The 24,267-nt window shown below is 68.6% G+C and carries 24 protein-coding genes; 12 read left to right on the plus strand and 12 right to left on the minus strand.

Annotation, left to right across the window (positions count from 1 at the left end; genetic code table 11):
- Positions 1-106 precede the first annotated feature (106 nt).
- The 3 genes from ACWGID_RS05935 to ACWGID_RS05945 form a co-directional block, all read right to left on the minus strand.
- A complete protein-coding gene (locus tag ACWGID_RS05935) occupies positions 107-1,285 on the minus strand; it encodes a hypothetical protein (RefSeq protein WP_452194870.1) in 1,179 nt (392 codons plus the stop codon).
- Positions 1,286-1,456: 171 nt separating this feature from the next.
- The gene (locus tag ACWGID_RS05940) at positions 1,457-2,158 is read right to left on the minus strand and encodes an SRPBCC family protein (protein WP_452194872.1); all 702 of its coding nucleotides are present in this window, start codon (positions 2,156-2,158) and stop codon (positions 1,457-1,459) included.
- Positions 2,155-2,724 carry an ArsR/SmtB family transcription factor gene (locus ACWGID_RS05945; protein WP_452194874.1) on the minus strand — a complete coding sequence of 190 codons (570 nt, stop codon included), beginning with the start codon at positions 2,722-2,724 and terminating at the stop codon, positions 2,155-2,157. Before ACWGID_RS05945 ends, ACWGID_RS05940 begins: the two co-directional genes overlap by 4 nt.
- 155 nt (positions 2,725-2,879) lie before the next feature.
- On the opposite strand from ACWGID_RS05945, the gene ACWGID_RS05950 reads away from it, so the two are divergent.
- From ACWGID_RS05950 to ACWGID_RS05985, 8 genes are all read left to right on the plus strand, one after another.
- Positions 2,880-3,794 (plus strand): nucleotidyltransferase domain-containing protein, encoded by a 915-nt coding sequence (locus ACWGID_RS05950; RefSeq protein ID WP_452194876.1) that lies wholly within the window; start codon positions 2,880-2,882, stop codon positions 3,792-3,794.
- A gap of 156 nt (positions 3,795-3,950) precedes the next feature.
- Positions 3,951-6,074, plus strand: a complete 2,124-nt coding sequence (locus ACWGID_RS05955) for an alpha-galactosidase (protein WP_452194877.1) — start codon at positions 3,951-3,953, stop codon at positions 6,072-6,074.
- A 37-nt stretch (positions 6,075-6,111) separates the two neighbouring features.
- Positions 6,112-7,056, plus strand: a complete 945-nt coding sequence (locus ACWGID_RS05960) for a carbohydrate ABC transporter permease (protein WP_452194879.1) — start codon at positions 6,112-6,114, stop codon at positions 7,054-7,056.
- A complete protein-coding gene (locus ACWGID_RS05965; RefSeq protein ID WP_452194881.1) occupies positions 7,053-7,934 on the plus strand; it encodes a carbohydrate ABC transporter permease in 882 nt (293 codons plus the stop codon). The genes ACWGID_RS05960 and ACWGID_RS05965 overlap by 4 nt, the downstream gene beginning before the upstream one ends.
- A complete protein-coding gene (locus tag ACWGID_RS05970) occupies positions 7,934-9,286 on the plus strand; it encodes an ABC transporter substrate-binding protein (RefSeq protein WP_452194883.1) in 1,353 nt (450 codons plus the stop codon). Before ACWGID_RS05965 ends, ACWGID_RS05970 begins: the two co-directional genes overlap by 1 nt.
- Positions 9,287-9,491: 205 nt before the next feature.
- Positions 9,492-10,001, plus strand: a complete 510-nt coding sequence (locus ACWGID_RS05975; RefSeq protein ID WP_452194885.1) for a DUF1707 SHOCT-like domain-containing protein — start codon at positions 9,492-9,494, stop codon at positions 9,999-10,001.
- Positions 9,998-10,411, plus strand: coding sequence for a hypothetical protein (locus ACWGID_RS05980; RefSeq protein ID WP_452194887.1), 414 nt, complete (start codon positions 9,998-10,000; stop codon positions 10,409-10,411). The genes ACWGID_RS05975 and ACWGID_RS05980 overlap by 4 nt, the downstream gene beginning before the upstream one ends.
- Entirely contained in the window at positions 10,404-11,855 is a 1,452-nt protein-coding gene (locus ACWGID_RS05985; protein ID WP_452194889.1) for a multicopper oxidase family protein, read from the plus strand. The genes ACWGID_RS05980 and ACWGID_RS05985 overlap by 8 nt, the downstream gene beginning before the upstream one ends.
- 4 nt (positions 11,856-11,859) lie before the next feature.
- Here the strand turns inward: ACWGID_RS05985 and ACWGID_RS05990 are convergent, their stop codons facing one another.
- The 7 genes from ACWGID_RS05990 to ACWGID_RS06020 form a co-directional block, all read right to left on the minus strand.
- The gene (locus ACWGID_RS05990; RefSeq protein WP_452194891.1) at positions 11,860-12,039 is read right to left on the minus strand and encodes a hypothetical protein; all 180 of its coding nucleotides are present in this window, start codon (positions 12,037-12,039) and stop codon (positions 11,860-11,862) included.
- 83 nt (positions 12,040-12,122) lie between these two features.
- Positions 12,123-13,220, minus strand: coding sequence for a sulfite oxidase (locus ACWGID_RS05995; RefSeq protein WP_452194893.1), 1,098 nt, complete (start codon positions 13,218-13,220; stop codon positions 12,123-12,125).
- Positions 13,221-13,260: 40 nt separating this feature from the next.
- Positions 13,261-13,869 carry a response regulator gene (locus ACWGID_RS06000; RefSeq protein WP_452194895.1) on the minus strand — a complete coding sequence of 203 codons (609 nt, stop codon included), beginning with the start codon at positions 13,867-13,869 and terminating at the stop codon, positions 13,261-13,263.
- 10 nt (positions 13,870-13,879) lie between these two features.
- Positions 13,880-15,010 carry a sensor histidine kinase gene (locus tag ACWGID_RS06005; protein ID WP_452194897.1) on the minus strand — a complete coding sequence of 377 codons (1,131 nt, stop codon included), beginning with the start codon at positions 15,008-15,010 and terminating at the stop codon, positions 13,880-13,882.
- A 70-nt stretch (positions 15,011-15,080) separates the two neighbouring features.
- Entirely contained in the window at positions 15,081-15,815 is a 735-nt protein-coding gene (locus ACWGID_RS06010; RefSeq protein WP_452194899.1) for an ABC transporter permease, read from the minus strand.
- Positions 15,812-16,720: an ATP-binding cassette domain-containing protein gene (locus ACWGID_RS06015; protein ID WP_452194901.1), complete on the minus strand. Its 909-nt coding sequence runs from the start codon at positions 16,718-16,720 to the stop codon at positions 15,812-15,814. The genes ACWGID_RS06010 and ACWGID_RS06015 overlap by 4 nt, the downstream gene beginning before the upstream one ends.
- 385 nt (positions 16,721-17,105) lie before the next feature.
- Positions 17,106-18,101, minus strand: a complete 996-nt coding sequence (locus ACWGID_RS06020) for an alpha/beta hydrolase family protein (RefSeq protein WP_452194903.1) — start codon at positions 18,099-18,101, stop codon at positions 17,106-17,108.
- Between the two features lie 131 nt (positions 18,102-18,232).
- On the opposite strand from ACWGID_RS06020, the gene ACWGID_RS06025 reads away from it, so the two are divergent.
- The gene (locus ACWGID_RS06025) at positions 18,233-19,267 is read left to right on the plus strand and encodes a LacI family DNA-binding transcriptional regulator (protein ID WP_452194905.1); all 1,035 of its coding nucleotides are present in this window, start codon (positions 18,233-18,235) and stop codon (positions 19,265-19,267) included.
- A 59-nt stretch (positions 19,268-19,326) separates the two neighbouring features.
- Positions 19,327-20,226 carry an aminoglycoside phosphotransferase family protein gene (locus ACWGID_RS06030; RefSeq protein WP_452194907.1) on the plus strand — a complete coding sequence of 300 codons (900 nt, stop codon included), beginning with the start codon at positions 19,327-19,329 and terminating at the stop codon, positions 20,224-20,226.
- Between the two features lie 3 nt (positions 20,227-20,229).
- Here ACWGID_RS06030 and ACWGID_RS06035 read toward each other — a convergent pair whose 3' ends face one another.
- Positions 20,230-20,796, minus strand: a complete 567-nt coding sequence (locus ACWGID_RS06035; RefSeq protein WP_452194909.1) for a GNAT family N-acetyltransferase — start codon at positions 20,794-20,796, stop codon at positions 20,230-20,232.
- Positions 20,797-20,805: 9 nt separating this feature from the next.
- The gene (locus ACWGID_RS06040; RefSeq protein ID WP_452194911.1) at positions 20,806-21,441 is read right to left on the minus strand and encodes a TetR/AcrR family transcriptional regulator; all 636 of its coding nucleotides are present in this window, start codon (positions 21,439-21,441) and stop codon (positions 20,806-20,808) included.
- Between the two features lie 64 nt (positions 21,442-21,505).
- Here ACWGID_RS06040 and ACWGID_RS06045 point away from each other — a divergent pair, with 64 nt between their 5' ends.
- Positions 21,506-22,960 carry a flavin-containing monooxygenase gene (locus ACWGID_RS06045; RefSeq protein WP_452194913.1) on the plus strand — a complete coding sequence of 485 codons (1,455 nt, stop codon included), beginning with the start codon at positions 21,506-21,508 and terminating at the stop codon, positions 22,958-22,960.
- A gap of 57 nt (positions 22,961-23,017) precedes the next feature.
- Positions 23,018-24,267 (plus strand): hypothetical protein (locus tag ACWGID_RS06050; protein WP_452194915.1); only part of this gene is annotated, 1,250 nt, incomplete at its 3' end.

Genomic DNA, 24,267 nt, shown 5'->3' on the forward strand with positions numbered 1-24,267 from the left:
AACCACCCCATCCCCAATAACCCCCAAGAACCGAACCACCCCCCCCCCGCCCCCCCCCAACCCCCCCCGGCCGCCCCCCCCCCCGGCTCATGTGGTCAAGCGAGCGTCAGCCGAGTGTCATGCGGGGCTCGCCGTTCACCAGACCGGTGCCGGCGATCGTGCAGGTGCCGCCGCGGTTCTGCGTGTAGGTCTGGCGGACGCAGGAGCGGAGCGCCAGCTGGGCCCAGTAGTTCGGGTGCAGGGACTCCTGGATGAAGTAGTTCGAACCAACTGTGGTCACGGTGCGGATTTGGTTGATCCACTCGGTCCGGTCGACCGCCGTGGGTTGTGTCCACGAGCTGAGGCCGACTTCTTCGTACAGGCCGACGGTCTTCTCGCAGAGCCGGCGGCCGTTGAAGGCGGACTGCAGTTCGAGCAGCCGCGCGTTGGCGAGACCCGACTGACCGATCGCATCCCGCACCGTGTTGTTGATGGTCACGAGCGCGGTCGCGTTCGCCCAGTCGGCGTCGGCGTTCCAGAACCCGCAGCCGCCGGTGCTCTGCCGGGTGTAACCGCTCTGCCCGTACCGGAACCCGCTGGCGGCCGGGATCGGTGACGGGTACGTCTGGACGACGAGATTCCAGGACGTGTCGCCGTACCCGGCGTTGCGCATCGCGGTGCGGACATTCTGGAAAGCGGTCGCGATCTTGCCGCGGACCGTGCTGATGTTCGCGGCGGTGAAGTTGGCGACGACCGACGAATCGTCGCGGCAGTAGTCGGGGTTCCAGGACGGCGACAGCAGGAAGTCTTGCACGCACTGGGTCACGATCGACGCGAAGTTGAAGTCGTTGCCGCCGATCGAGACCACGACCTGCTTCACGTTGTGACTCGTCGCGAACTGCTGCAGCATCTTCGCCTGGCCGAGATGGCCGGCGCCGTCGTCGTAGAAGTCGATGCCCGGCTTGAAGTAGTCGCCGGTACTGGTCGTGGTGCGCGCGCCGGAGCAGGCGAGGTTCAGCCCGCCGACCCCGCCGCCGATGTACGCCTCGGCGGACTGGCTGCGGTGGCAGCGCGGGATCTGCTCGGCGGTGTGGCCCGCGTTGTCGTGGTAGGCGTGCGCACCGAGCGCGTCGGCCGGTGCCTCGGAGTCGTTCGAGCTGCCGGCCCACCGACCGGCCTCGCCCGAGATGTAGGAGTCCCCGACCGTGACGACGTACGGCGTTCCCGAACCGGGACCGTCGGCCTGGGCCGGGGGAGCGACCAGGCCGAGGCTGGTCAGGGAGAGTAGAAGGATTGCTGCGGACACTCGACGACTTCTCGGAGTTCTCACCGGAAGGCCTCTCTCGCCGGAGTTCGGTGACCGTCAGGACCCCCCACCCGATCACCGTCGCGAGCAATGTACTTCCGGGTAACCACTCTCAGATAGACCCAGCGTGCTGACACGTTTGCGCCCTGTCACCGCCGTGTCATGTGCAGATCAGCTTCCGGGAAGCTTCAGCTCCTCCGGGTAGCGCTCGCCCCACCACGCCCGCCAGCGCGCCTCGAGCTCGCCGCGATCGGTCTCGCCGTACAGCGACAGGATCGCCATCGTCGCCCCGTCCGGCTTCTGTTCGCCGGGCGGGATGTGACTCAGCACCAGCAACCCGTTGCCCCAGGCATCGACCGTGAGCCCGACCTGGTGCTCGGAGGTGTACCAGATCTCGCCCTTCGCCGCCTGACCGACGAGGTCCAGCTCGTACGCCGCACCGGCCGGCTGCCCCGCGACTCCGAGCTCGGTGATCGGCGAGACGGCGCCCGTACCGGAGAAGAACAGCGTGTGCCGAGGCTCGCCGGAGTGGCGTTCGACGGCGAACCGCAGCTGGTTGAGGAAGGTGATCCAGCCCTCGGTCACGTCGTCGTAGTACGCGTCCCAGTCCGGATCCGCGCCCTTCGGTGCCCTCGTCAGCGTGACCCGGGACCCGCCCTCGACCGCCTCGACGGCGAACTCGTCACCGTTTCCGAGTCTCAGCGTCGTACCGTCCTCGACCGCCTGCGTGAAGTAGATCAGGTCGATCTCTTCGTTGAGCCCGCCCTCGGGGCCCTCGTACTCCCAGCCGTGCCAGTGCCGGATCTTCTCCTTGTTCCGCAGGGCATCCCACACCGCCGCTACCGGAGCGGCAACCGTCACCACGATCTTCATGACTCTCCTTCGGTACGGCGGGGCGCTGGGTGACCGCCCGCGATCAGTCGGTAGGGCCGCCCGCCCGCACTGTCGAATTCCTCGACCACCCGTTGCACCGCCGCGGTCAACGCATCGGTGAACCGGTGCACGTCACCCGGCTCCGCGAACCGCACCTCGGTCTCCAGTGTGAACGTCAGCAGCCGCTTCCCGTCTGCGTCGGCAGCGCTCTGCATCCGGGCGACGTCCCGCACCGTTCCCGCGGCGACGTCCACTAGATGCTCGGCGGCGTACTGGTCCTGGATCTCGGTGAACGCCTGACCCATCACCGCCGGATCGACCACCAAGGCGGCCGACGCGCGCAGGATCCGTTCGGTGAACCCGCGCCGCTGCCGCTCCTCGACGAGCTCGACCAGGCCGGCCTTCTCCAAGGCGCGCAGGTGGTAGTTGACCCGCTGCCGTGGCATCTCGAGCGCGGCCGCGAGCTGGGTCGCCGACGCCGGCTCCCGGAGCAGCTCGAGCAACCGCCGCCGGATCGGCGACAGCGCCAGCCGCACCTTCTCCGGCTCGTCCACGTAGCGCAACATGCCTTCACTGTGCACTTGACAGAAAAAGTTGTCAATTGGCAATGGCGGATCCCCAGGCCATCACAATCGGCGATCCCCACCGCCTCCCCGCGGGGCGACGGCGGCGCACCGGGAATGTGATGGCCTGGGCGTCCGGGGTCGGGCAGCATGGGTGCGTGGCAGTCCAGGGTCCGCAGTTGCCGGTGGGTACGCAGGTGGTGATCCGGGTCGCGGCGCCGGACGACCAAGGCGGTACGGGGCAGCGCGGGGCGACCGGCCGGGTCGCCGGCATCACTCCTGACGGGCGCTACACGGTCCGGCTCGTCGACGGGCGGGAGACGGTTGCCCAGCGCGATCAGTTGAGCTTGCGGACGGCGTACCAGGACGAAGCGGTCGAGCTGGATCAGCCCGACGGGGATCGCCTGGTGCGCGAGCACACGATCTACGCCGCGGTGGTCGGCTCCCGCGCCTTCGGTCTCGACACGGATCAGTCGGACACCGACACGCGCGGCGTGTACGTCGCCCCGACCGAGGCGTTCTGGTCGCTCGCGAAGCCGCCGACCCATGTGGACGGACCGGAGCCCGAGTGGTTCTCGTGGGAGGTCGAGCGGTTCTGCGAACTCGCGCTCAAGTCCAACCCGAACCTGCTCGAGGTCCTGCACTCGCCGCTCGTCGTCCGGCAGACCCCGCTGGGTGCGGAGCTGGTCGCCCTCCGCCGATCGTTCCTGTCGCAACTCGCGTACCAGACCTACTCCGGCTACGTGCTGAGCCAGTTCAAGAAGCTCGAGACCGACTTCCGCCGGGACGGTTCGCCGAAGTGGAAGCACGTGATGCACCTGATCCGGCTGCTGCTCTCGGCACGCGAACTGTTGCTCGAAGCAACTCTCGTCGTCGATGTCGGTCCGTATCGAGAGCGGCTGCTCGCGGTGAAACGCGGCGAGCTGCCGTGGGACGAGGTAGAACGCTGGCGCCTGAAGCTGCACGAAGACCTCGACGACGCGCTGCGACGCACGGTCCTCCCGGCAACTCCAGACGTCACCAGAGTCGACGCCTGGCTGCGCTCGGTCCGGAAGCGAAGTTCTCTGAGCTGACGGCGCTGCTGTACACGCTCAGGCGCTGATTGGGCTCTTTTCCTTCGTTGTAGAGAGCTCTAGGGTACTTACTTAACTTCGTGAAGCATTGACAACGCGGCTGGCGGGGTAAATAGTTCCGTCCTGAAATCAATCAGAAAGCAGAGTGAATCAACAGTGTCGAACATCGAGATTCTGCAGCTCCGGGCCGGTGAGGTCAGCCTGGTGCTGGACTGTTCCGGTCCGGCCCTTCCGTCCGTCCTGCACTGGGGTGCGGATCTGGGCGAGCTGACCGAGAACGCTCTGCTCGAACTGCGGCGTGGCGCCGGCGCGGTCCAGGACGGCAACGGCCTGGACGACAACCGCCCGATCGCGATCGTGCCCGAGTACTCGGCCGGCTGGTTCGGCCTCCCCGGCCTGAGCGGTCACCGCGACGGGCAGGACTTCTCCGCGAGCTTCCGGCTGACCGGCGTGGTGCAGACCGGCAACACGGTGACCGCCGTAGGTGCGGACGAGGCAGCCGGCCTCGCGATCCAGCTCACCATCGAGCTCACCGACTCGGGCCTCGTGAAAGCGAAGGCGGACCTGACCAACACGGGCGCCACGCCGTACACCGTCGACGGGCTGCTGCTCGCGCTGCCGGTGCCGACCGAGGCGACCGAACTCCTCGACATGACCGGCCGCCACATCGGCGAGCGGCACGCGCAGCGGCACGCGTTCACCCAGGGCGCGCACATCCGCGACAACCGCCGCGGCCGCACCGGCGCGGACGCGACCCTGCTGCTGCTCGCCGGTACGCCGGGCTTCGGCTTCCGCACCGGTGAGGTCTGGGGCGTGCACACCGCCTGGAGCGGCAACCACCGCTCGTACGCCGAACGCGGCATGAGCGGGTACGGCGTGATCGGTGGCGGCGAGCTGCTGCTCCCCGGCGAAGGCCGCATCCAGCCGGACGGCACCTACAGCACCCCGTGGATCTACGGCTCGTACGGCGCCGGCCTCGACGAGGTCTCGCACCGGTTCCACGACTACCTGCGGGCCCGTCCGAACCACCCGAAGACCGAGCGTCCTGTCGTACTGAACACCTGGGAGGCCGTGTACTTCAACCTCGACCTGGACAAGCTGAAGTCCCTCGCCGACGCAGCCGCCGAGGTCGGGGCCGAGCGGTTCGTGCTGGACGACGGCTGGTTCCGCGGCCGGCGGAACGACCGCGCCGGGCTCGGGGACTGGTACGTCGACGAGGGGATCTGGCCGAAGGGTCTGCACCCGCTCGTCGACCACGTGAAGAGCCTCGGCCTGCAGTTCGGGCTCTGGGTCGAGCCGGAGATGGTGAACCCCGACTCCGACCTCGCCCGCGAGCACCCGGACTGGATCCTCGCGACCGGCGACCGGCTGCCGCCGACCGCGCGGCACCAGCACGGCCTGAACCTCGGCATTCCGGCCGCCTACGACTACATCCTCGAGCGGCTGGACAGCATCCTCGGCGAGTACGACATCGCCTACCTGAAGTGGGACCACAACCGCGACTTCGTTGACGGCGGCAACCAACAGACGGGTACTGCGGGTATTCACGAGCAGACCGTGGCGGTGTACCGGCTGATCGACGAGCTGAAGCGCCGGCACCCGGGCCTGGAGATCGAGTCCTGCTCGTCCGGTGGCGCTCGCGTCGACCTCGGCATCCTGGAGCGCACCGACCGGATCTGGGGCAGCGACAGCAACGACGCGCTGGAGCGGCAGACCATCCAGCGGTACACCCAGCTGCTGCTCCCGCCGGAGCTGATCGGTTGCCACATCGGCCCGCCGCGCGCACACACCACCGGACGTACGCAGACTCTGTCGTTCCGTGCGATCACCGCGCTGTTCGGCCACTTCGGTATCGAGTGGGACATCGCGTCCGCGAGCGCCGAGGAGCGCGCGGAACTGGCCGGCTGGGTCGCGCTGCACAAGGAACTGCGGCCGCTGCTGCACACCGGTCAGGTGGTCCGCGCCGACCGCGGTCCCGAGGACGTACTGGTGCACGGCGTCGTTGCCCAGGACGGTGCGCGTGGCGTGTTCGGCGTCGTACAGGTCAAGCAGTCGGTGACGTCGGCGGTGGGCCGGGTGCGGCTGCCCGGACTCGACCCGCGACGGACGTACCGCATCAGCAAGGTCACGACACCCGGACCGGAGTCGCGGTCGACGGCCTGGTCGGCGGACGGTGGAAGCGTGGAACTGAACGGTGCCGCCCTCGCCTCCGTCGGTGTGCTGATGCCCGCGCAGTGGCCCGAGAGCGCGATCTTGCTGGACGTGACAGCGGTCGGGTAAGCCCGCCCAGCCGCGAGACAACAGAAGGAGATCCCCCGTGACTGCCACCACCAACGCACCACCCGACACCGATCGAAGTCACGGGGGGCAGGTTGCGCCGCCGGGGCGGCGACGCAGCCTGGGAGACCTCAAGGTCGCGATGATTTTCCTCGCCCCGGCCACGCTCGGTTTCGTCGTGTTCTACATCTGGCCGACGCTGCGTGGCGCCTACCTGAGCTTCACCGAGTACAGCCTGCTCTCGGCGCCCAAGTTCAACGGGCTGGCCAACTACGAGCGGATGGTCCACGACAGCTTCTTCTGGAACGCGCTCGGCGTCACGGTCGAGTACGTCGTGCTCAACATCGGCCTGCAGACCGTGCTGGCGGTCGGGATCGCGATGCTGATGTACCGGCTGACCAAGTCGATCACGGTCCGGGCCATCATCCTCGCGCCGTACCTGGTCGCGAACGTCGTCGTCGCGCTGGTCTGGTACTGGATGCTGGACGTGCAGGTCGGCGTCGTGAACACGTTCCTCGGCTGGGTCGGGATCGACCCGATCGCGTTCTTCGGGGACTCGCACTGGGCGATCCCGACGGTCGCGGGGATCAACGTCTGGCGGCACATGGGGTACACCGCGCTTCTGGTCTTCGCGGGACTCCAGACGATCCCGTCGTACGTCTACGAGGCGGCCGAGGTGGACGGGTCGACCGAGTGGAAGACGTTCTGGCGGATCACGCTGCCGCTGCTGCGGCCCGTTCTGGTGATGGTCCTGGTGGTCACCATGATCGGGTCGTTCCAGATCTTCGACACGGTCGCGGTGACCACGCAAGGCGGTCCGATCAACGCCACCCGGGTCATCTACTACTACATCTACGAGCGCGCGTTCACCCGGTTCGACTTCGGGTACGCGTCCGCGATGGCGCTGGTGCTGTTCGCGATCCTCGCAGTCGTGTCGCTGCTCCAGCTGCGGCTGCTGCGGGCGAAGGAGAGTGATCTGGCATGAGGCGCCAAGTGAGTGTCGGGCGCACCGTCGCCTGGATCCTGCTGTTCGTCCTGCTGATCGTGACGCTCTTCCCGTTCTACTGGATGCTGCGTACGGCGTTCTCGGACAACACCCAACTACCCGGTCACCCGAACTCGCTGCTGCCGGTGGAGACCACGCTCGGCGCGTTCAAGCGGGTGCTCGGACTGGCGTCGATCGAGGAGGCGCAAGCTCAGGGCGGCTCCGGCGCAGCGGTCAACTTCTGGCTGTACCTGCGGAACTCGTTGGTGGTGGCAACGGTCACGACCGTGTGCCAGGTGTTCTTCAGCGCGATGGCGGCGTACGCGTTCGCCCGGCTGCGCTGGCCCGGGCGGGACAAGGTGTTCGCGCTGTTCCTGGCCGCGCTGATGGTGCCGCCGATCTTCACCACGCTGCCGAATTTCGTGCTGATCAAGAACCTCGGGCTGCTGAACAGCTTCGCCGGCATCATCCTGCCGGGCGCGTTCATGACGCCGTTCGCGATCTTCTTCCTGCGGCAGTTCTTCCTCGGCATCAACCGGGAGTTGGAGGAGGCGGCGATGATCGACGGTGCCGGGCACCGGCGGATCTTCTTCGGGCTGATCATCCCGATGAGCGCGGCGCCCATCGCGACGCTGGCGATCCTGACCTACATCAACTCCTGGAACGACTACTTCTGGCCGTTGCTGGTCGGTCAGCAGGAGAACGTCCGGGTGCTCACGGTCGCGCTGGGCGTGTTCCGGTCGCAGACACCGCAGGGTGGTCCCGACTGGGCCGGCCTGATGGCGGCGACGCTGATCGCAGCGCTGCCGATGATCATCCTGTTCCTGGCCTTCGCCAAAAAGATCACGAACTCCATCGGCTTCTCGGGGATCAAATGATGCTCTCACGAAGGACCCTGCTGAAGGCAGGCTTGGCGAGTCTCGCCGTACCGGCTGTTGCCGCCTGCAACAACGGCGCCACGGCCCGGGGCGAGGGCGAGATCATCTACTGGCTGTGGGACTCGGCCCAGCTGCCGATGTACACCGAGTGCGCGAAACTGTTCCACGAACAGAATCCGCAGTACACGGTGAAGATCGAGCAGTACGGGTGGAACGACTACTGGTCGAAGCTGGTGACCGGCTTCATCTCCGACACGGCGCCGGACGTGTTCACCGGGCACTCCTCGAAGTACCCGCTGTTCGCCGCCAAGGGGCAGGTGCTGCCGATCGACGACTTCGTCTCCCGGGACAACGTCGACCTGGGCATCTACCAGAAGGGGCTCGCGGACCGCTGGATCGGTGCCGACGGCAAGCGATACGGCCTGCCGAAGGACTTCGACACCGAGGTCTACTTCTACAACAGCGCACTCACCGATGCGGCCGGGATCAGTACCGAGCAGCTGAACGCGATGACCTGGAACCCCAAGGACGGCGGCACGTTCGAGCAGATCGTGCGGCGGCTCACGGTCGACTCCAAGGGGCGTCGCGGCGACCAGCCGGGGTTCGACAAGGGCAAGGTCAAGGTGTACGGGCTCGGGTACGCCGACGCCGGTGGTGGCGACGGCCAGACCAGTTGGAGCTGGTACGCCGCCTCCAACGGCTGGAAGTACTCGCAGGGTGAGCCGTGGGGGACGAAGTTCTTCTACGGCGACCCGAAGTTCACCGAGACGATCGGGTGGTGGCGGGGCCTGATCACGAAGGGGTACATGCCGACGTACGCGCAGGCGAAGTCCGGCGTGGACGTGACCACCTCGTACGGCGCGGGCAAGTACGCGATCACGCCGAACGGATCCTGGATGCTCGGCACGTACGGCGAGCTGAAGCAGGTGAAGACGAAGCTCGCGCGGCTCCCGATCGGCCCGGTGGGGAAGCGGATGTCGATGATGAACGGGCTCGCGGACACGATCTGGGCCGGGACCAAACGCCGGGACGCGTCGTGGGCGTGGGTGAAGTTCCTCGGTTCGCAGGCCGCGCAGGACATCGTCGCCAAGGCCGGGGTGGTGTTCCCGGCGGTGGCCGCGAGCATGCCGGCCGCGAAGGCGGCGTTCGCGAAGAGCGGGTGGGACGTCACGCCGTTCCTGGAACCGGTCGAGGCGGGTGACGTGTTCCCGTATCCGGCGAACCCGAACGCGGCGGACGTGACCGCGGTGATGACGCCGGCGATGGACGCGGTGCTGTCGTTCGAGGCCGAACCGGCGTCGCTGGCGAAGGCCAACGACGACGTGAACCAGATCCTCTCGGTGAACAGCTGAGGGAACAGCTGAGGGAACAGCTAAGGGAACAGCTAAGGGTTGACCCTGGGCGCGACTACGCCCGGGGGAGTACGCCGTACTGCGTCCAGCGGTGCAGCGTGCTCCTCCGGGGGTAGCGCAGGTGCCGCCGCTCAGGCGACGCGGTGAAAGAGGTTGAAAGACACGCTTGGTGCCATCGGAAGTACGACGAGCACCGAGGAGTGTCATGAGCGAGGAGAGGCCGGGCGGATCGATCCGTATCGGCGACAGCGAGCGTGAGGACGCGGTCAAGCGTCTGGGCGAGCATTACGAAGCCGGCCGGCTGAGCGCGGACGAGCACTCCGAGCGTGTCGAGCAGGCGCTGCGGGCGAAGACAGCCGCCGACCTGAACGGGCTGTTCGCGGACCTGCCGGGCACCCACCAGGCGACCGCCGGCGCGAACGAGAACTGGGCCGGGCCGTGGGGCTGGCGGAAGCCGCCGTGGACCGCCCCGGAGAACGCGGCAGGTTCCGCGGGACCAGGAGCTGGGCCGGGCGTTGGGCAGCGGCCGGAGTGGGCGCGGCGCGGGTTCCTCGGGCGGGTTCCGTTGCCGTTGCTGATCGTGCTGGGTGTGCTCGGGGTGCTGGCGTCGATCGGGTGCGTGGTGGGCGGCGGGCATCCGCCGATCCTGCCGCTGGCGCTGATCGTGGCGGCCGTGTTCGTCATCCGGAAGCGGCGGATGGAGCGGCGCGCATGAGAAGCGTGTACCGCGTGGTCGGACTGCTGATCGCGATCGCGGTCGTCCTGCAGATCGCCTCGATCGCGCTCGCCGGGTTCACGATCGCGAAGGACGCCGACGACGGCACCTCGATCGGGGCGGACTACAGCAATTTCGGCCAGAGCTACCACAGCATCGCGGGTTCGGCGATCGCGCTGCTCGCGCTGGTGTTCCTGATCGTGTCGTTCCTGACCGACGTTCCGCGCGGCCGGGTGCTCGCCGGGATCGTGGTCGGTCTGGTGGTCCTGCAGTTCCTGCTCGCGGTCGTGTCCTTCGGGGTGCCGGCGCTCGGCATCCTGCACGGGATCAATGGGCTCGCGATCGCTGCCGTGGCGAGCATGGGGTCGCGGCGGGCCGCCGTACCCAATCAGCCTGTGACCAGTGGCTGAGGTCAAGAAACGCCGGTGGGGCCGGTTGGTCGCTCTGGGGATCACGCTGGCGGTGCTCGCGCCGCTGGGGTACCTCTGGGCGACCAGCCTGGTCCCGGGCTCGTACGACCCGGCGGAGATGGGGTACGCCGACTTCGGTGGCGGGCCCGCGTCGATGGGGCACGAGCACCACGGCGGGATGAGCGTCGCGGACCTGACCGGGCCGAAGACGGGTACGCCGGATGTCGCGGTGACGTTGGTGGCGCGGAAGCAGAAGTTCCAGCTCGCGTCGGGGGAGACGGTCGACGGGTACACGGTGAACGGGACGTCGCCGGGTCCGTTGATTCGCGCGAAGGTGGGTGACCTGGTGCAGGTGACGTTCGTGAACGAGTCCGTGAAGGACGGCGCGACGTTGCACTGGCACGGGATCGACGTACCCAATGCCGAGGACGGGGTGGCCGGCGTGACGCAGGACGCCGTACCGGTGGGTGGGAAGCATGTGTACCGGTTCAAGGCGGAGCAGGCGGGGACGTACTGGTACCACTCGCATCAGGTGTCGAGCGACGAGGTCAAGGGCGGGTTGTTCGGGTCGATCGTGATCGCGCCGGCGTCTCCTGGTGAGGTGATCGCGGCGATCCACACGTACGACGGCAGGCGGACGATCAACGGGCGCACCGGGACCGCGCGGGTGGAGATGCTGGCGGGTACGACGGCGCGGGTGCGGGTGATCAACACGGACAACGCGATTCTGCGGGTCGGGCTGGTCGGTACGCGGTACAAGGTGGTCGCGGTGGACGGGAGTGATGTCCACGGGCCGACCGCGGTGACGGCCGCGTATCCGTTGGCTGCCGGGGGCCGGGTGGATCTCGAGGCCGTGGTGCCGGCGGACGGTCTGCGGTTGGTCGCTGGTACGGCGGCCTTGTCGCTCGGGATCGGTCCGAAGGATCCACCCAAGGCCGAGTTGCCGAAGGACACCGTCGATCTGCTCAGTTACGGCACGCCCGCGGCGCTCGGGTTCGACCCGGCGAAGGCGGACCGGAAGTTCGAGTACCGGATCGGGCGGCGGCCCGGGTTCCTGGACGGGGTGCCGGGGCTGTGGTGGACGATCAACGGGCACAAGTTTCCCGACGTACCGATGTTCATGGTCGCGGAGGGGGACGTGGTGCGGATGACGATCTCCAACACCAGCGGTCAGGCGCATCCGATGCACCTGCACGGCCACCACGCGATCGTCCTGTCCCGCAACGGTGTCGCGGCGACCGGTTCACCCTGGTGGGTCGACACGCTGGAGGTCGGCAACAAGGAGACCTACGAAATCGCCTTCGTCGCCGACAACCCCGGCCTCTGGATGGACCACTGCCACAACCTCCCTCACGCCTCCCAAGGCCTCATGACCCACCTCATGTACGAAGGCACCACCACCCCCTACCGAGTCGGAGGCGACTCCCACAACAAACCGGAGTAGGCGCTCAGGAGGTTGTTTGGAGGGTGGCTAGGTGGGTGCAGGCGGCTTCCAGGGCGGCTGGTTGGGTGGCGTAGGAGCCGGACCAGAGGGGGTTGTCCGGTTGCGGGTCGAGTTCGTCGTCGACGTCGGCGTACCACTCGTGTGTTGTCCGGAAGACCCGCGCGTGCAGGTGGTTGTCGTTCACCGCATCACTCCTGGAGTGAGAACCGTGTACCACTCCAGGATGTGACGCGGGTACGCCGGAACTCGCCAGCGACACGCGGCGGATCAGGTGACGACGACCGTGATCCGTTGCGCGGAGTTGTTCGCGAAGCCGCCACGGTTCCAGTCGGCCTCGATCGGTTGCTCGTTGCCGGCCGCGTCGTACGCGCGGACCGTGAGCACGTGCTCGCCGGGAGTCGCCTCCCAGTCGTACGCGAACGCCCGCCAGGCGAAATCGTCGTTGCCGGGGGCATCCAACGTCGCCGGGTGCCAGTTCACGCCGGCGTCGGTGCTGACCTCGACCCGTTCGATCGGCGCCCACCCGGACCAGGCCCGGCCGAACAACGGAACGGTGCCGGCGGCAACGAATCGGTTGCGGCTCATGAAGTCCGGGAACCCCGGCGGGACCAGCAGCGCCCGCGGTGCGATCCGGGTGATGGCCTTCCCGGGATCGTCCGGCGCGTGCTTGATCCGGTACGCGACCGAGTTCTGGAAGCCCTGGAACTCGTGATCGATCAGCTCGATCGACCGCAGCCACTTCACACTCGCCATCCCGTACCACCCCGGGACGATGAGCCGCAGCGGGTACCCGTGCTGCGGTGGCAACGGATCGCCGTTCATCTCCCACGCGACGATCGCACCGGAGTCGATCGCCTCGGTCAGCGACAACCCCCGCTGGTAGTCCTGCTCGACCCCGCGCTCCACGCCGTGGTCCGCACCGGTGAACACCACGTCCACGGCATCTTCGCGGATCCCGGCGAACCGGAGCAGGTCCGCCAGCAGCACGCCGGTCCACTCCGCCGTACCGACCGCTTCCGACAACCACGGCTGGCTGATCGGGCGCGGCTGCAAGTTGGCACGGCCGTTGCCGGCGCACTCCAACGTGACCCGGATCGTCCGCCGCCCCATCGCCCGCAGCTCGGTCAGCCCGATCGACAGCGGCTCCTCGACACACCCACCGATTTCGAGGTACCAGTCACCCGCGTTCGTGGCCGGGATGTCGTAGTGCACCAGGACGTAGTGCAGTCCCGGCGGCGTCACGTCGTACCGCATCCCCTCGAGCGGCATGCCGTGGTTCCGCGCCGCGAGTTGCAACTCGTCCGGCGTGATCCCCTCACCCGTGTCCGCCAACCGCCCCCGGACACTGAATTGCTCAATCGACATCAGATCCCTCCCCTAGGGCAACCCTAGAGGTAGGGACCGGCTACAACCACCCGTTGTCCAGAGCGATCCGGGCGGCCTCGGCGCGGGTCCGGGCGCCGGTCTTGCCGATCGCGGCGGACAGGTGGTTCCGGACAGTGCCTTCGGACAGGTGCAGTTCCTTGGCGATGTCGGCGACAGTGCCACCTTCGCGCGCGGCCCGGAGTACGTCGGACTCCCTGCCGGTCAGCGGACTGGTCCCGGCTACCAGGGTCTCGGCGGCGAGTGACGGATCGACCACGCGGAGGCCTTGGTGCACCCGGCGGACCGCGTCCGCGAGCTGTGTCGCGGGCGTGTCCTTGACGACGAACCCGGCCGCACCGGCCTCCATCGCGCGGCGCAGGTACCCCGGCCGGCCGAATGTGGTCACCATCAGCACCCGCACCCCGGGTACGGCGACGCGCAACGCGGCCGCCGCCTCGATCCCGTCCAGACCGGGCATCTCCACGTCCAGCAACGCGACATCCGGCCGGGAGCTCTTCGCGGCGTCGATCACTTCGTCACCACGGCCGACCTCGGCCACCACGTCCAGATCGGGCTCGAGGTCCAGCAGAGCGGCGAGGGCGCCACGGACGAGCGCCTGGTCGTCGGCGATCAGCAGTCGGATGCTCACGGCACCATCCTCACAGGTCCACCTTCACGGCCAGCCGGAACCCACCGCCGGGCGCCTGCCCGATCTGAACACTCGCGCCGGCCAGGTCCGACCGCTCGCGCAACCCGATCAGCCCGTGCCCGGACGCGCCGCCTCCAGGCGTCGGACCCTTCCCGTCGTCGAGTACTTCGATCTGCGTGGCCGACAGCCGGATCGTGCAGCGCTGCGCACCGGAATGGCGGATGACGTTCGTGACGCCCTCACGCACCACCCAGGCGAACAGCTCCCGGTTCTCCTCCGGTACCTCGTCGACCGTGGTCGGCAGCTCGGGCTTGATCTCGGCGGCCTGCAGCGCGGCCCGGGCCGAGACCAGCTCGCCGGCCAGGCTGAGCTCGCGGTACCCGGCGACCGCGGCCCGGACGTCGGCGAGCGCGGCCCGCGCCAGGCTCTCGACGTCAGAGACCTCGACGGCGGCCCGCTCGGGATTCGCCGCGATCAGCTTGCCGGCCAGCTCCGCCTTGACCGTGATGACGGTCAGCGAATGGCCGAGGATGTCGTGCAGGTCCCGGGCGAACCGGTTGCGTTCCTCCTGGACGGCCAGCTCGGCCATGTCCCTGCGGGCCGCGTTCAGCTCGATGCTGCGCTGGATCGCCCGCCGCATCCCGAACGTCGCGAGCGCGCCGAGGAAGATCGCGAACCCGTAGCTGTTGTCGGCGGTCCAGCCCGGCACCAACCGCATCGACACCTCGGCGCCGACCAGCAGCAGGAGCACGAACGCGATCCCCGTACGGATCTCCAACAGCATCATCGAGACCGCGGAGATGTAGACGAGCCCGGTGAGCGCCGTCTGACCGGCGGTCGGGATCATCAGCAGGCAGAGCGTCAGCATCACGCCGAGGTAGGCGATCCGCTGCCAGTGCGGCAGCATCCCGGACGTGGCGTTCCTGCGCAGCAGCGCGAAGAACCCGAGGTAGCTGGCGCCGAACAGGACCACCGTGGCGAACCCGAGCACCTTCACGACGCCGTGCTGACGCTCGGAGACGCTCTGCAGCGGCTGCGAGAGGTAGAACAGCCAGATGCCGCCGGCGACCCAGGCCCAGCGGCCGGGGCCGCCGCCCATCCGCTCGGCCAAGCCGTCCAGCACGTTTGGTGACGTCTTCACGGTGGTCACGGTAATCCTTTGTCGTGCTGGACCGCCCGAGCGATCGGCCGCGGGCGGTCCAGGAGATGGTTCAGGCGCGAGCGGTGTCCGCTTGGTACCGGCGGAGGCCGATGAAGCCGAGGACGAGCGTCCAGCCGAGCACCACCAGCAGCGCCTGGGTGTCCACACCGCTCTGCGTCAAGGCGCTCCGCGACGTCAGACCGGTCCAGTACGCCGGGGTGAGCTGCGCGATGTGCTTCATCACCGAGGGCATCTGGTCGACCGGCAGCCACAGTCCGCCGAACGCTGCGATCAGCATCGTGCTCAAGCCCGTGATGGGTTGCACGCTGTCCGGCTTGGCGACGTACCCGATGACCAGGCCGATGGCGGCGAACGGCAGCGCACCGAGCCAGGACACCAACGCGACCGTCATCCATTGCGAGGCGCTCAGGTGGACGTGGCCGAACGTCATCCCGCACAGGAAGACCACGATCAGCGGCGGGACGGCCAGCAGCAGACTGAGGATCACCTTGTTCACGACGTACGCCTGGGGCTTCAGCGGGGTGAGGCGGAGTGTCCGGTTCCAGCCGCCGTCGCGCTCGGCCGCGATCACGCCGCCGCTGCTCATCGCGGCGGACATCGAGCCGAACATCGCCATACTCACCATCACGTACGCGATCGCGGAGATCCCGGCCTCGTTGGCGTCCTTCGGGATCGTCAGGCCGAAGATCAGGAACAGCACCAGCGGCATCAGGATCGAGAAGATCAGCACCCGCCGGTTCCGCAGTGTGCGGCGGATGTCGAAGATCAGGTAGTTGCGGTTCATGCCAGCGTCTCCTGTGCGTTGTTCTGGTCGGCGATCGCGAGAACGGCGTCCTCGAGGTCGGCCGAGGTCACCTCGATGTCGTGCGCCTTGGTGTTGTCCAGCAGGTACCGCAGGGTGTCGTCGGAGTTCGCACACTGCAGCAGCACCACGTCACCACGGGTTTCCACGTTCCGTACGCCGGGCTGCGACGCGAGCGCGGCCAGATCGGCACCCGGGATCGTGGCGCGGATGGTCCGCCCGGAGACACTCGCCTTGATCTGCGCGGAGGTGCCGTCGGCAACGACCTTGCCCTGCCGCATCAGCACGACGCGGTCGGCGTACGCGTCCGCCTCCTCCAGGTAGTGGGTGGCGAACAGCACGGTCCGGCCGCGGGCGGTCTCGGCGTGCATCGACGCCCAGAAGTCGCGACGGGCCTCGACGTCCATCCCGGTCGTGGGTTCGTCCAGCACGATCAGGTCCGGCTGCGGGATGATCGCCATCGCGAACCGCACCCGCTGCTTCTGGCCGCCCGACAGGCCCTTCATGGTCCGGCGCGTCAGGTCACCGATCCCGGCGCGCTCGAGCGCTTCCTGGACCGGCATCGGGTCCCTGTGGAGGCCGGCGACGAGATTCAGCAGCTCGCCGACCTTCGCGTCCTCGATGATGCCGCCGCTCTGCAGCATCACACCGACCTGCCCCTGGGCGATCGCGTCGGTGGGCGTCCCGCCGTACACCTGGACGTTGCCCTGGTCCGGCTTGACCAGACCGAGCAGCATCTCGATCGTGGTCGACTTACCGGCCCCGTTCGGGCCGAGCAGCGCCACCACCTCACCGGCCCGAATCGTCAGATCCACCCCGGCGACGGCCTGCACGTCCGCATACCTTTTGGTCACACCCCGCAGGCTGACCGCAGTCGTTGTCGTCATACCCAGAGCTTCCCGGCAGACCCCGCCCCGGACCTGGATCGCCCGTCACAACCCACCCATGACATCCGTCAGCCCACTTTCAGGGTCGGCTCTCAGGGGCGACTACCACCCCCGCCTGCGCGGCGCGTGCCCCCGGCTTTGTGGAAACAAATAGCCGTCCAGCGACCAAAACCTTCCACTGATCGCCGCCGGCACACGCCAAAACCCTCGGTCTGGCGGTGTGACCGGAACTCCGCCAACTGACTCTGGATGTACGACGCTCGGTGGGTCGTGCCCTGGTTGGGGTCGGAGTTCCACTCGGTCATCAGGAGCGGCTTCCCGAACCGCGCCTCAGAACTGACACGTTCGCGGCCGCCCTTCCGAGGGAGGGGCGGCCGCGGCGTGCTCAGCGCCGTACGAAGTCGAGGATGTGCCGCCAGTCCTCCTCGATGAGGTCGTGGCCGCCCGGGCGGACGTGATAGCCGATGTCGTTCACGCCGAAGGCCGGACGGGCCGCGACGACGGCCAGGTACTCGCCGACCGGGTCGGCCCACGCGTCGTCCTCCGCGCTGCAGACGTAGACGCGGCGGGGCGCGATGCTCGCCAGCAGTTGATGCTGGTCCACCGGGAGGCGGTTCTCGCGACCGGCGTACGCCGTGAACGACGGGACGAACCAGTGCGGGAACCTCGACGTGATCGCGGCGATGTCCTCACCGCCCGGGTGCCGGAAGAGCGAGGCGCCGCAGCAGCCCGAGTCGTTGGAGACCGTCACGGCGAACCGCTCGTCCTGGATGCCGGCCCAGAGAGCGGCCTTGCCCAACCTGGAGTGGCCGACGGCGATCGCGTCGGTCGGGTCGATGCCTTCGATGCGCCCGGCGACGTCGAGGCAGCGGGACAGTCCCCAGGCCCAGGCCGCGACCGCGCCCCAGGATTCGCCGTCCGTGGTGGGGAAGAGCGCCCGAACGCCGGTCGCGGTGGGTGCCGGGTCGTCGGGTTCGATCTGGCGGTAGTCGACCGCGAGTACGGCGTACCCGGCCTTCGTGATCGTGGCGTAGGGCCAGCGCCGGGCCTGTTCGCTGTCGATCGTGTCCTCGATGCCGGTGAAGCTCAGTACGACGATCACCGGCGCGGAGTTGGCGCCCGCGGGCAGGTGGGTGAGGAGGTCGAGCTCGAGATCGCCGAGCGGGCAGGCGATCACGGCGCGGTGGCGAAGGCGGTCGGCCGCTCCGTCGAGTACGCCGTCCTCGCGGGACTGCAGCACCAGGTCGGTGAGCTGTCCGCCGGGTGGGGTGTGGCCGAAGATGGTGCGGGTGAAAGTGCCGATCACGTCGGCGCCGAGGGGTGGGAGGTCGTCGGGCAGCGTGGCGTCCTGCCAGGGTTCGGGGAGCGGTCGTTCCGTCATCAGGAGTCCCGTCGTAGCGCAACTATTTTCGCGGCCGATTCTGCCCTGTCTACGACGCGTTAAGCGCAAGCGATTGCACCCCTCTACACTCGGGGTCTCTACCGGTCGCGCGAGGAGGAGTCGAGACAGTCATGGCGAAACGGGCCAGCATGAGTGACGTCGCCCGGGTGGCGGGCGTCTCGCTGACCACCGCCTCGCGTGCGCTGAACGGTGTCGGCCGGGTGTCCGCCGAGACACGGGCGAAGGTGATCGAGACTGCAGAGCGCCTGCAGTTCCAGCCGGACATGATCGCACGGTCGTTCGTCACCGGGCGCAGCTTCATCGTCGGCGTGCTCGCGGAGAACGCGCACGGACGGTTCAGCATGCCGCTGATCATGGGCGCCACGAACCACCTCGGCCGGCAGAACATCGCCGCGGTCACCCTGGACGCGCACGGTACGCCGCGGGTGCTGCACGACTACCTGAAGCGGCTGCGGTCCCGCCGGATCGACGGGATGCTCGTCGTCGGTGACGATCCGAACCGGGCGAGTCTCGTGCTGTCGGAGGACTTAGCCGTACCGGTCGTCTTCGCGTCCTCGTCGGCGACACCGGAGACGGACTATGTCGTCGCGCCCGACAACCGCGGCGCCGGCGCGGCCGCGGCTGAGCAGTTGATCCGCCTCGGGCACCGGCACATCGCGCACGTCACGGCCGCCGTCCACGAGCCGGCCGTCGATGCGCGCGTCGAGGGGTTCACCCGGGCGATGGCGGCGGCCGGGATGCCGATCGCGATGGGCGGCGTGCCGCTGTACGGCAGCTATCGGCAGCGTTGGGGGCTCGACGCGGCGGAGCGGATCATCGCGAGCGGCCAGCCGGTGGACGCGATCTTCGCCGCCAACGACGAGATCGCGATCGGGTTGTTCGCCAGCTTCCACCGGCACGGGATCCGGGTGCCGGACGACATCGCGATCGTCGGGTACGACAACCGGCTGGCCGGCGTGATTCGGCCGGACCACCCGTTGAGCACGTTCGACCCGGAGCTCATGACGGTCGGCGCGCGGGCGGCCGAGCGGCTGCTGTCCGTGATCGGCGGGACTGGCGAGCCGGGGATCGACTACGTCCAGCCGCGGTACGTCGAAGGTCGGTCGACCGTCGGCCCGAGGCTGGAGCCGTACGACATTCTCTAACTGCAGTACCTGTGGCTAAAGAGGTTGACCGCCGTACGGCGAGGTGTGACAGTCGCGCGATGACGGGTGTACCGAAGCTGCACGATGACGAGGTCGAGATCGACTCCGCGCTGGTGGAGCGACTGCTGGTCGAACAGTTCCCGCAGTGGACCGGGTTGCCGGTGCGCGTGGTCGAGCGGTCCGGCACCGACAACGTGACGTTCCGGGTGGGGGACGAGCTCGCGGTCCGGTTGCCGCGGACGGAGCGGAACCGGGGGCAGGTGGAGAAGGACCTCGCGTGGATGCCACGACTCGCGCCGTACGTGCCGTTGGCGATCCCGGAGCCGCTGGAGCTCGGGGTGCCCGGGGCCGGTTATCCCTTCACCTGGGGTGTTTACCGGTGGCTTCCGGGGGAGCCGTACGCGCCGGACAACGCCGACCCGGTCCAGATCGCAGGGGAGCTCGCGGAGTTCGTGCGCTGTCTGCGGGAGGTGGACGCAACCGGTGCGCCGGTGCCGTCGGACGATCCGTTCGAGCGTGGTACGCCGCTGGCGCCGCGGGACGCGATGTTCCGCGAAGCACTCGACGAACTCCGCGAGTACTTCGACGTCGGCCGGGTGCTCGCCTCGTGGGAGGAATCGCTCGCCGCGGACACGTTCGCCGGTCCGGCGCGCTGGATCCACGGCGACCTGATGTCCGGCAACATCCTCGTTGCCGACGGCAAATTATCGGCGATCATCGACTTCGGTACGGCGCGCGCCGCGGACCCGGCCGGCGACGTGATGCCCGCGTGGTGGCTGTTCGAAGGCGAGTCCCGAAAGGCCTACAAACAAGCCCTTTCCGTCGACGAGCCCACCTGGCTTCGCGCCCGCGGCTGGGCGCTCTCGCTGTGTCTGATCGCGATCCCGTACTACCGCGCCCGCAACCCCGACGCGATCCCCGACGGCCAGCAGTTCATCGCAGACATCCTCACGGACTGACCCTCACCAGAGCTTGTCGATCTCGCCTGGGTAGAGACCGATCCTGGCGTGGTGGAAATCGGACTGCTCAACAGCCGGGCTGAAGAAGGCGCCGACCGTGACTTTGTCGAAGCCGGGCTGATCGCTCGGGAACGGGTCGTCCTCGGTCCCGCCGACGAGAACCGTGCCGGGGAGGATGCGGAAGCCGGCGCGACCGTAGAACGGCCCGAGTTCGCGATCACACGTGAAGATCGCCAGATCCAGCTCGCGCTCGATCATCGCGGACCGGGCCGCGGTGACGAGCCGATGCCCGTGTCCCTCGCCACGACGATCCGCGCGCGTCACCACGGTGCTCAACCCGCCGGCCAGGTAGGTGCTGCCCGCGTGCTGGAGCGGTTTACGCAGAACATCCAGCGCCGCGACCACCACACCCTCATCGACGAGAAGCATCGAGAGCGGGTCGAGCGCCGGATCATGCACCAAGGCGTTCATCGGCGTAGTGGACCCAGGCCAGGCGTCGTCCTGCAATCCCAGCATCTGCCGCCGAAGCTCCCGCGGCACGTCGCCCTCCGCGAAACACTCGATCCGCACCCGACGAACCTAACCCGTCACTTTGAGGGTGTTCAGGCCTTGCCAGAGGAGGTCTTGGAGGGTGCGGGCTACTTTTTCGGGGGTTGGGGGGTTGGGGGTGCGGGTGCGCCAGATGGCGAGGCGTTCGGTGGCGCCGGAGATGCTCTGGGCGACGATCTGGATCTCGTCGTCGTCGACCGCGCGGCCGGCGGGGAGGTTCATCCGCACCATCGTCGCGATCAGTTCGATGAAGGCCGCCCGTACCTCGTCGGTCGCTTCCGCGGCGGGGCCCGCGCTCAGCATGCCTTCGTCGACGAGCACCGACCACGCCTGCGGGTGCTCGTCCAGGAAACGGAACCACGCGCGGAACCCGGCGTACAGCGCGTCCTCGGCGTCCGATGCCGCCAGCACCGCGTCGGACACGGTGTCCAGCAGGTGTCCGCGGAGCCGGGCGAGGCACGCGAGGAACAGTCCGTCCTTCGAGCCGTAGTACTGGTAGATCAGCGGTTTCGAGACCCCGACCTGGGCGGCGACGTCGTCCATCGACGTGCCCTGGTACCCGCGCTCGCCGAAGATCCGCTCGGCCGCCTCGAGGATCTCCCGCTCCCGCGCTGCGCGGTCGCGGCGGCGCTTCGGCGGGCCTGGCGGAACGGTGGTCGACGTCACTTGCGCAGTCTAACTGACTCCGAGTAACTTACTATGAGTAAGTTCAGCCGAGCAGGAGGCCAGGATGAGCGAGCAGCACCGGATCGTGGTGATCGGCACCGGGTTCGCCGGGATCGGCATGGCCGTCCGCCTGAAGCAGGCCGGGTACGACGACTTCGTGGTCCTCGAGCGCGCCGACGACGTCGGCGGCACCTGGCGGGACAACACCTACCCGGGCTGCCGGTGCGACGTCCCCTCACACCTGTACTCGTTCTCCTTCGCGCCGAACCCGAACTGGTCGTCGACGTTCTCGCCGCAGCCCGAGATCGAGGACTACCTGCGGCTCGTCACCGACGCGTTCGGGGTCCGCCCGCACATCCGCTTCGGCCACGCCGTCGAGTCCGCCCACTGGGAGGACGGTCAATGGCGGATCCACACGGGCGAGGGCGAGTTCACGGCGGACATCGTGCTGTCCGGAATGGGTCCGCTCGCCGAGCCGTCGTACCCGAAGGTCCCGGGGATCGACGACTTCGAGGGTGAGGTCTTCCACTCCGCGCGCTGGAACCATGACCTGGATCTGAGTGGCCGCAAGGTCGCCGTGATCGGTACCGGCGCGTCGGCGATCCAGTTCGTGCCCGCGATCCAGCCCGAGGTCGAGGAACTGCATCTGTTCCAGCGGACGCCGCCGTGGGTGATGCCGCGGCCGGACCGCAAGATCAGCGCGGCCGAGAAGGCGATCTACAAGCGGTTCCCCCTTGTGCAGAAGGCTGTCCGGGCCGGGATCTACTGGGGTCGCGAGTCGATGGTGCTCGGGTTCGCCAAGCTGCCGGCGATCATGAAGCAGGCGCAGAAGGTCGCCGAGAAGCACCTCGCGCACCAGGTCCGCGACCCGCTGCTGCGGGCCAAGCTGACGCCGGACTTCACCCTCGGCTGCAAGCGGGTGCTGATCTCCGACGACTACTACCCGGCGGTCGCGCGCCCGAACGTCGAGGTCGTTACCGACGGCATCGCCGAGGTCACCCCGACCGGCATCGTCACCACCGACGGCGTGAAGCACGACGTCGACACGATCATCTACGGCACCGGCTTCAAGGTCACCGATCTGCCGGTGATGGACATGGTGCACGGCCGCGACGGTGTCTCGCTGCGCGAGGCCTGGGCCGACGGCATGGAGGCCCACCTCGGGACAGCGATCGCCGGCTTCCCGAACTTCTTCATGCTGATCGGCCCGAACACCGGCCTCGGCCACAGCTCGATGGTGTTCATGATCGAGTCCCAGATCGCCTACATCATCGACGCCCTGAAGACGATGGACGCCCAGGGCCTGAAGCAGGTCGAGGTACGCCGGGACGTCCAGCGCGCGTTCGTCGACGGCGTCCGGTCCTCGATGCGGAACACGGTCTGGACCCGCGGCGGCTGCACCAGCTGGTACCTCGACTCGGCGGGCCGGAACACCACCCTGTGGCCGTCGTTCACATTCCGGTTCCGGCGGCTCACCCGCCGGTTCGACGCCGGCGAATATCAGACTCTCGCTATGTGACATCGAGCGTGTTACATTCGATCGGTCGGATAGCCCGGCTGATCGGAGGATGCCGCGGTGCTGGAGTTGCTGCTGCCGCTGCACGGGATCGGAGGTCGAGGGGACCTGCCGGTGCCGCTGTGGCTGGCGATCTACTCCGCCGGTGCCGCGGTCGCGGTGTCGTTCTTCGCGCTCGCCGCGTTCTGGTCGCGCCCGCGGTTCGAGGGGACCGTGGGCCGGCCGCTCGGTGCCCTGACCCGTGTCGTCGATCATCCGGCGACCCGCGTCGTGCTGAAGCTGGCCGGGCTGGTGGCGTTCGCGCTGCTGCTGGGGGCCGCGTGGTTCGGCGATCCCGAGCCGTCGCGGAACCCGGCGCCGACCTGGCTGTACGTGTGGATCTGGGTCGGGATCATCCCGCTGTCCCTCGTCTGTGGCCCGATCTGGCGGCTCGCGAATCCACTCCGCACGATCGCGGGGCTTCTTCAGCGCACATCCCACCGGCAGCTCCCCGACCGGATCGCCTACTGGCCGGCGGTCGCCGGTCTTGCCGTGTTCCTCTGGCTGGAGCTCGTCTACCCCGACGGCTCGGAGCCGCGCACGGTCGCGATCGCCGTCACCGTGTACGCCGTGGCGAATGTTGCTGCGGGCATCGTCTACGGCCCGAGCTGGTCCGCGATCGGCGACAGCTTCGAGGTGTACGCCGAAGTACTCGCCCACCTGAGCCCACTGGCCCGCGAGAACGGCCAACTGGTGCTGCGCAATCCGCTAGCGGGCTTGGCGAAACTGCCGCAGCAACCCGGTGTCGTCGGCCTGCTGTGTTTGTTGCTCGGGTCAACGGCCTTCGACGGCGTCTCCCGCTGGTCGGTCTGGACGCAACGCACCGGCGAACTCAGCCGCCCGCAGCACCTCGTCGTCTACACACTCGGTCTGATCGTCGCGGTGGCGATCGTGACCGGTCTCTTCCTGCTCGCCGCGCGGACGACCGCCGACGTACGCCCCGGCGCCCTCGGCACCGCCGGGTTGCCCGGCGCGTTCGCGCACTCGCTGGTCCCGATCGCGATCGGGTATGCCGTGGCGCACTACTTCTCGTTCGCGATGTTCCAGGGGCAGGAGGGCTGGCTGCTCGCGACCGACCCGTTCGGGCGCGGCTGGGACGTGCTCGGGACGAGCGGCATGCGGATCGACTACGCGTTCCTCAGCACCGGGTTCATCGCGGGGGTCCAGATCGGTGGGGGGGGGGGGGGGGGGGGGGGGGCGGGGGGGGGGCGCCCCCCCCCGGGCCGGCGCCGGGGTGCGCGCCCGCCCGGGGGGCGCGCGCCGAGACCCCC

Source organism: Kribbella sp. NPDC054772 (genome assembly GCF_053611945.1).

Coding starts and splice junctions, on each gene's coding strand:
- ACWGID_RS05940 (WP_452194872.1), bottom strand. CDS start 2,158: ATGAAGATCGTGGTGACGGTTGCCGCTCCGGTAGCGGCGGTGTGGGAT.
- ACWGID_RS05945 (WP_452194874.1), bottom strand. CDS start 2,724: ATGTTGCGCTACGTGGACGAGCCGGAGAAGGTGCGGCTGGCGCTGTCG.
- ACWGID_RS05965 (WP_452194881.1), top strand. CDS start 7,053: ATGAGGCGCCAAGTGAGTGTCGGGCGCACCGTCGCCTGGATCCTGCTG.
- ACWGID_RS05970 (WP_452194883.1), top strand. CDS start 7,934: ATGCTCTCACGAAGGACCCTGCTGAAGGCAGGCTTGGCGAGTCTCGCC.
- ACWGID_RS05975 (WP_452194885.1), top strand. CDS start 9,492: ATGAGCGAGGAGAGGCCGGGCGGATCGATCCGTATCGGCGACAGCGAG.
- ACWGID_RS05980 (WP_452194887.1), top strand. CDS start 9,998: ATGAGAAGCGTGTACCGCGTGGTCGGACTGCTGATCGCGATCGCGGTC.
- ACWGID_RS05995 (WP_452194893.1), bottom strand. CDS start 13,220: ATGTCGATTGAGCAATTCAGTGTCCGGGGGCGGTTGGCGGACACGGGT.
- ACWGID_RS06010 (WP_452194899.1), bottom strand. CDS start 15,815: ATGAACCGCAACTACCTGATCTTCGACATCCGCCGCACACTGCGGAAC.
- ACWGID_RS06015 (WP_452194901.1), bottom strand. CDS start 16,720: ATGACGACAACGACTGCGGTCAGCCTGCGGGGTGTGACCAAAAGGTAT.
- ACWGID_RS06020 (WP_452194903.1), bottom strand. CDS start 18,101: ATGACGGAACGACCGCTCCCCGAACCCTGGCAGGACGCCACGCTGCCC.
- ACWGID_RS06025 (WP_452194905.1), top strand. CDS start 18,233: ATGGCGAAACGGGCCAGCATGAGTGACGTCGCCCGGGTGGCGGGCGTC.
- ACWGID_RS06030 (WP_452194907.1), top strand. CDS start 19,327: ATGACGGGTGTACCGAAGCTGCACGATGACGAGGTCGAGATCGACTCC.
- ACWGID_RS06045 (WP_452194913.1), top strand. CDS start 21,506: ATGAGCGAGCAGCACCGGATCGTGGTGATCGGCACCGGGTTCGCCGGG.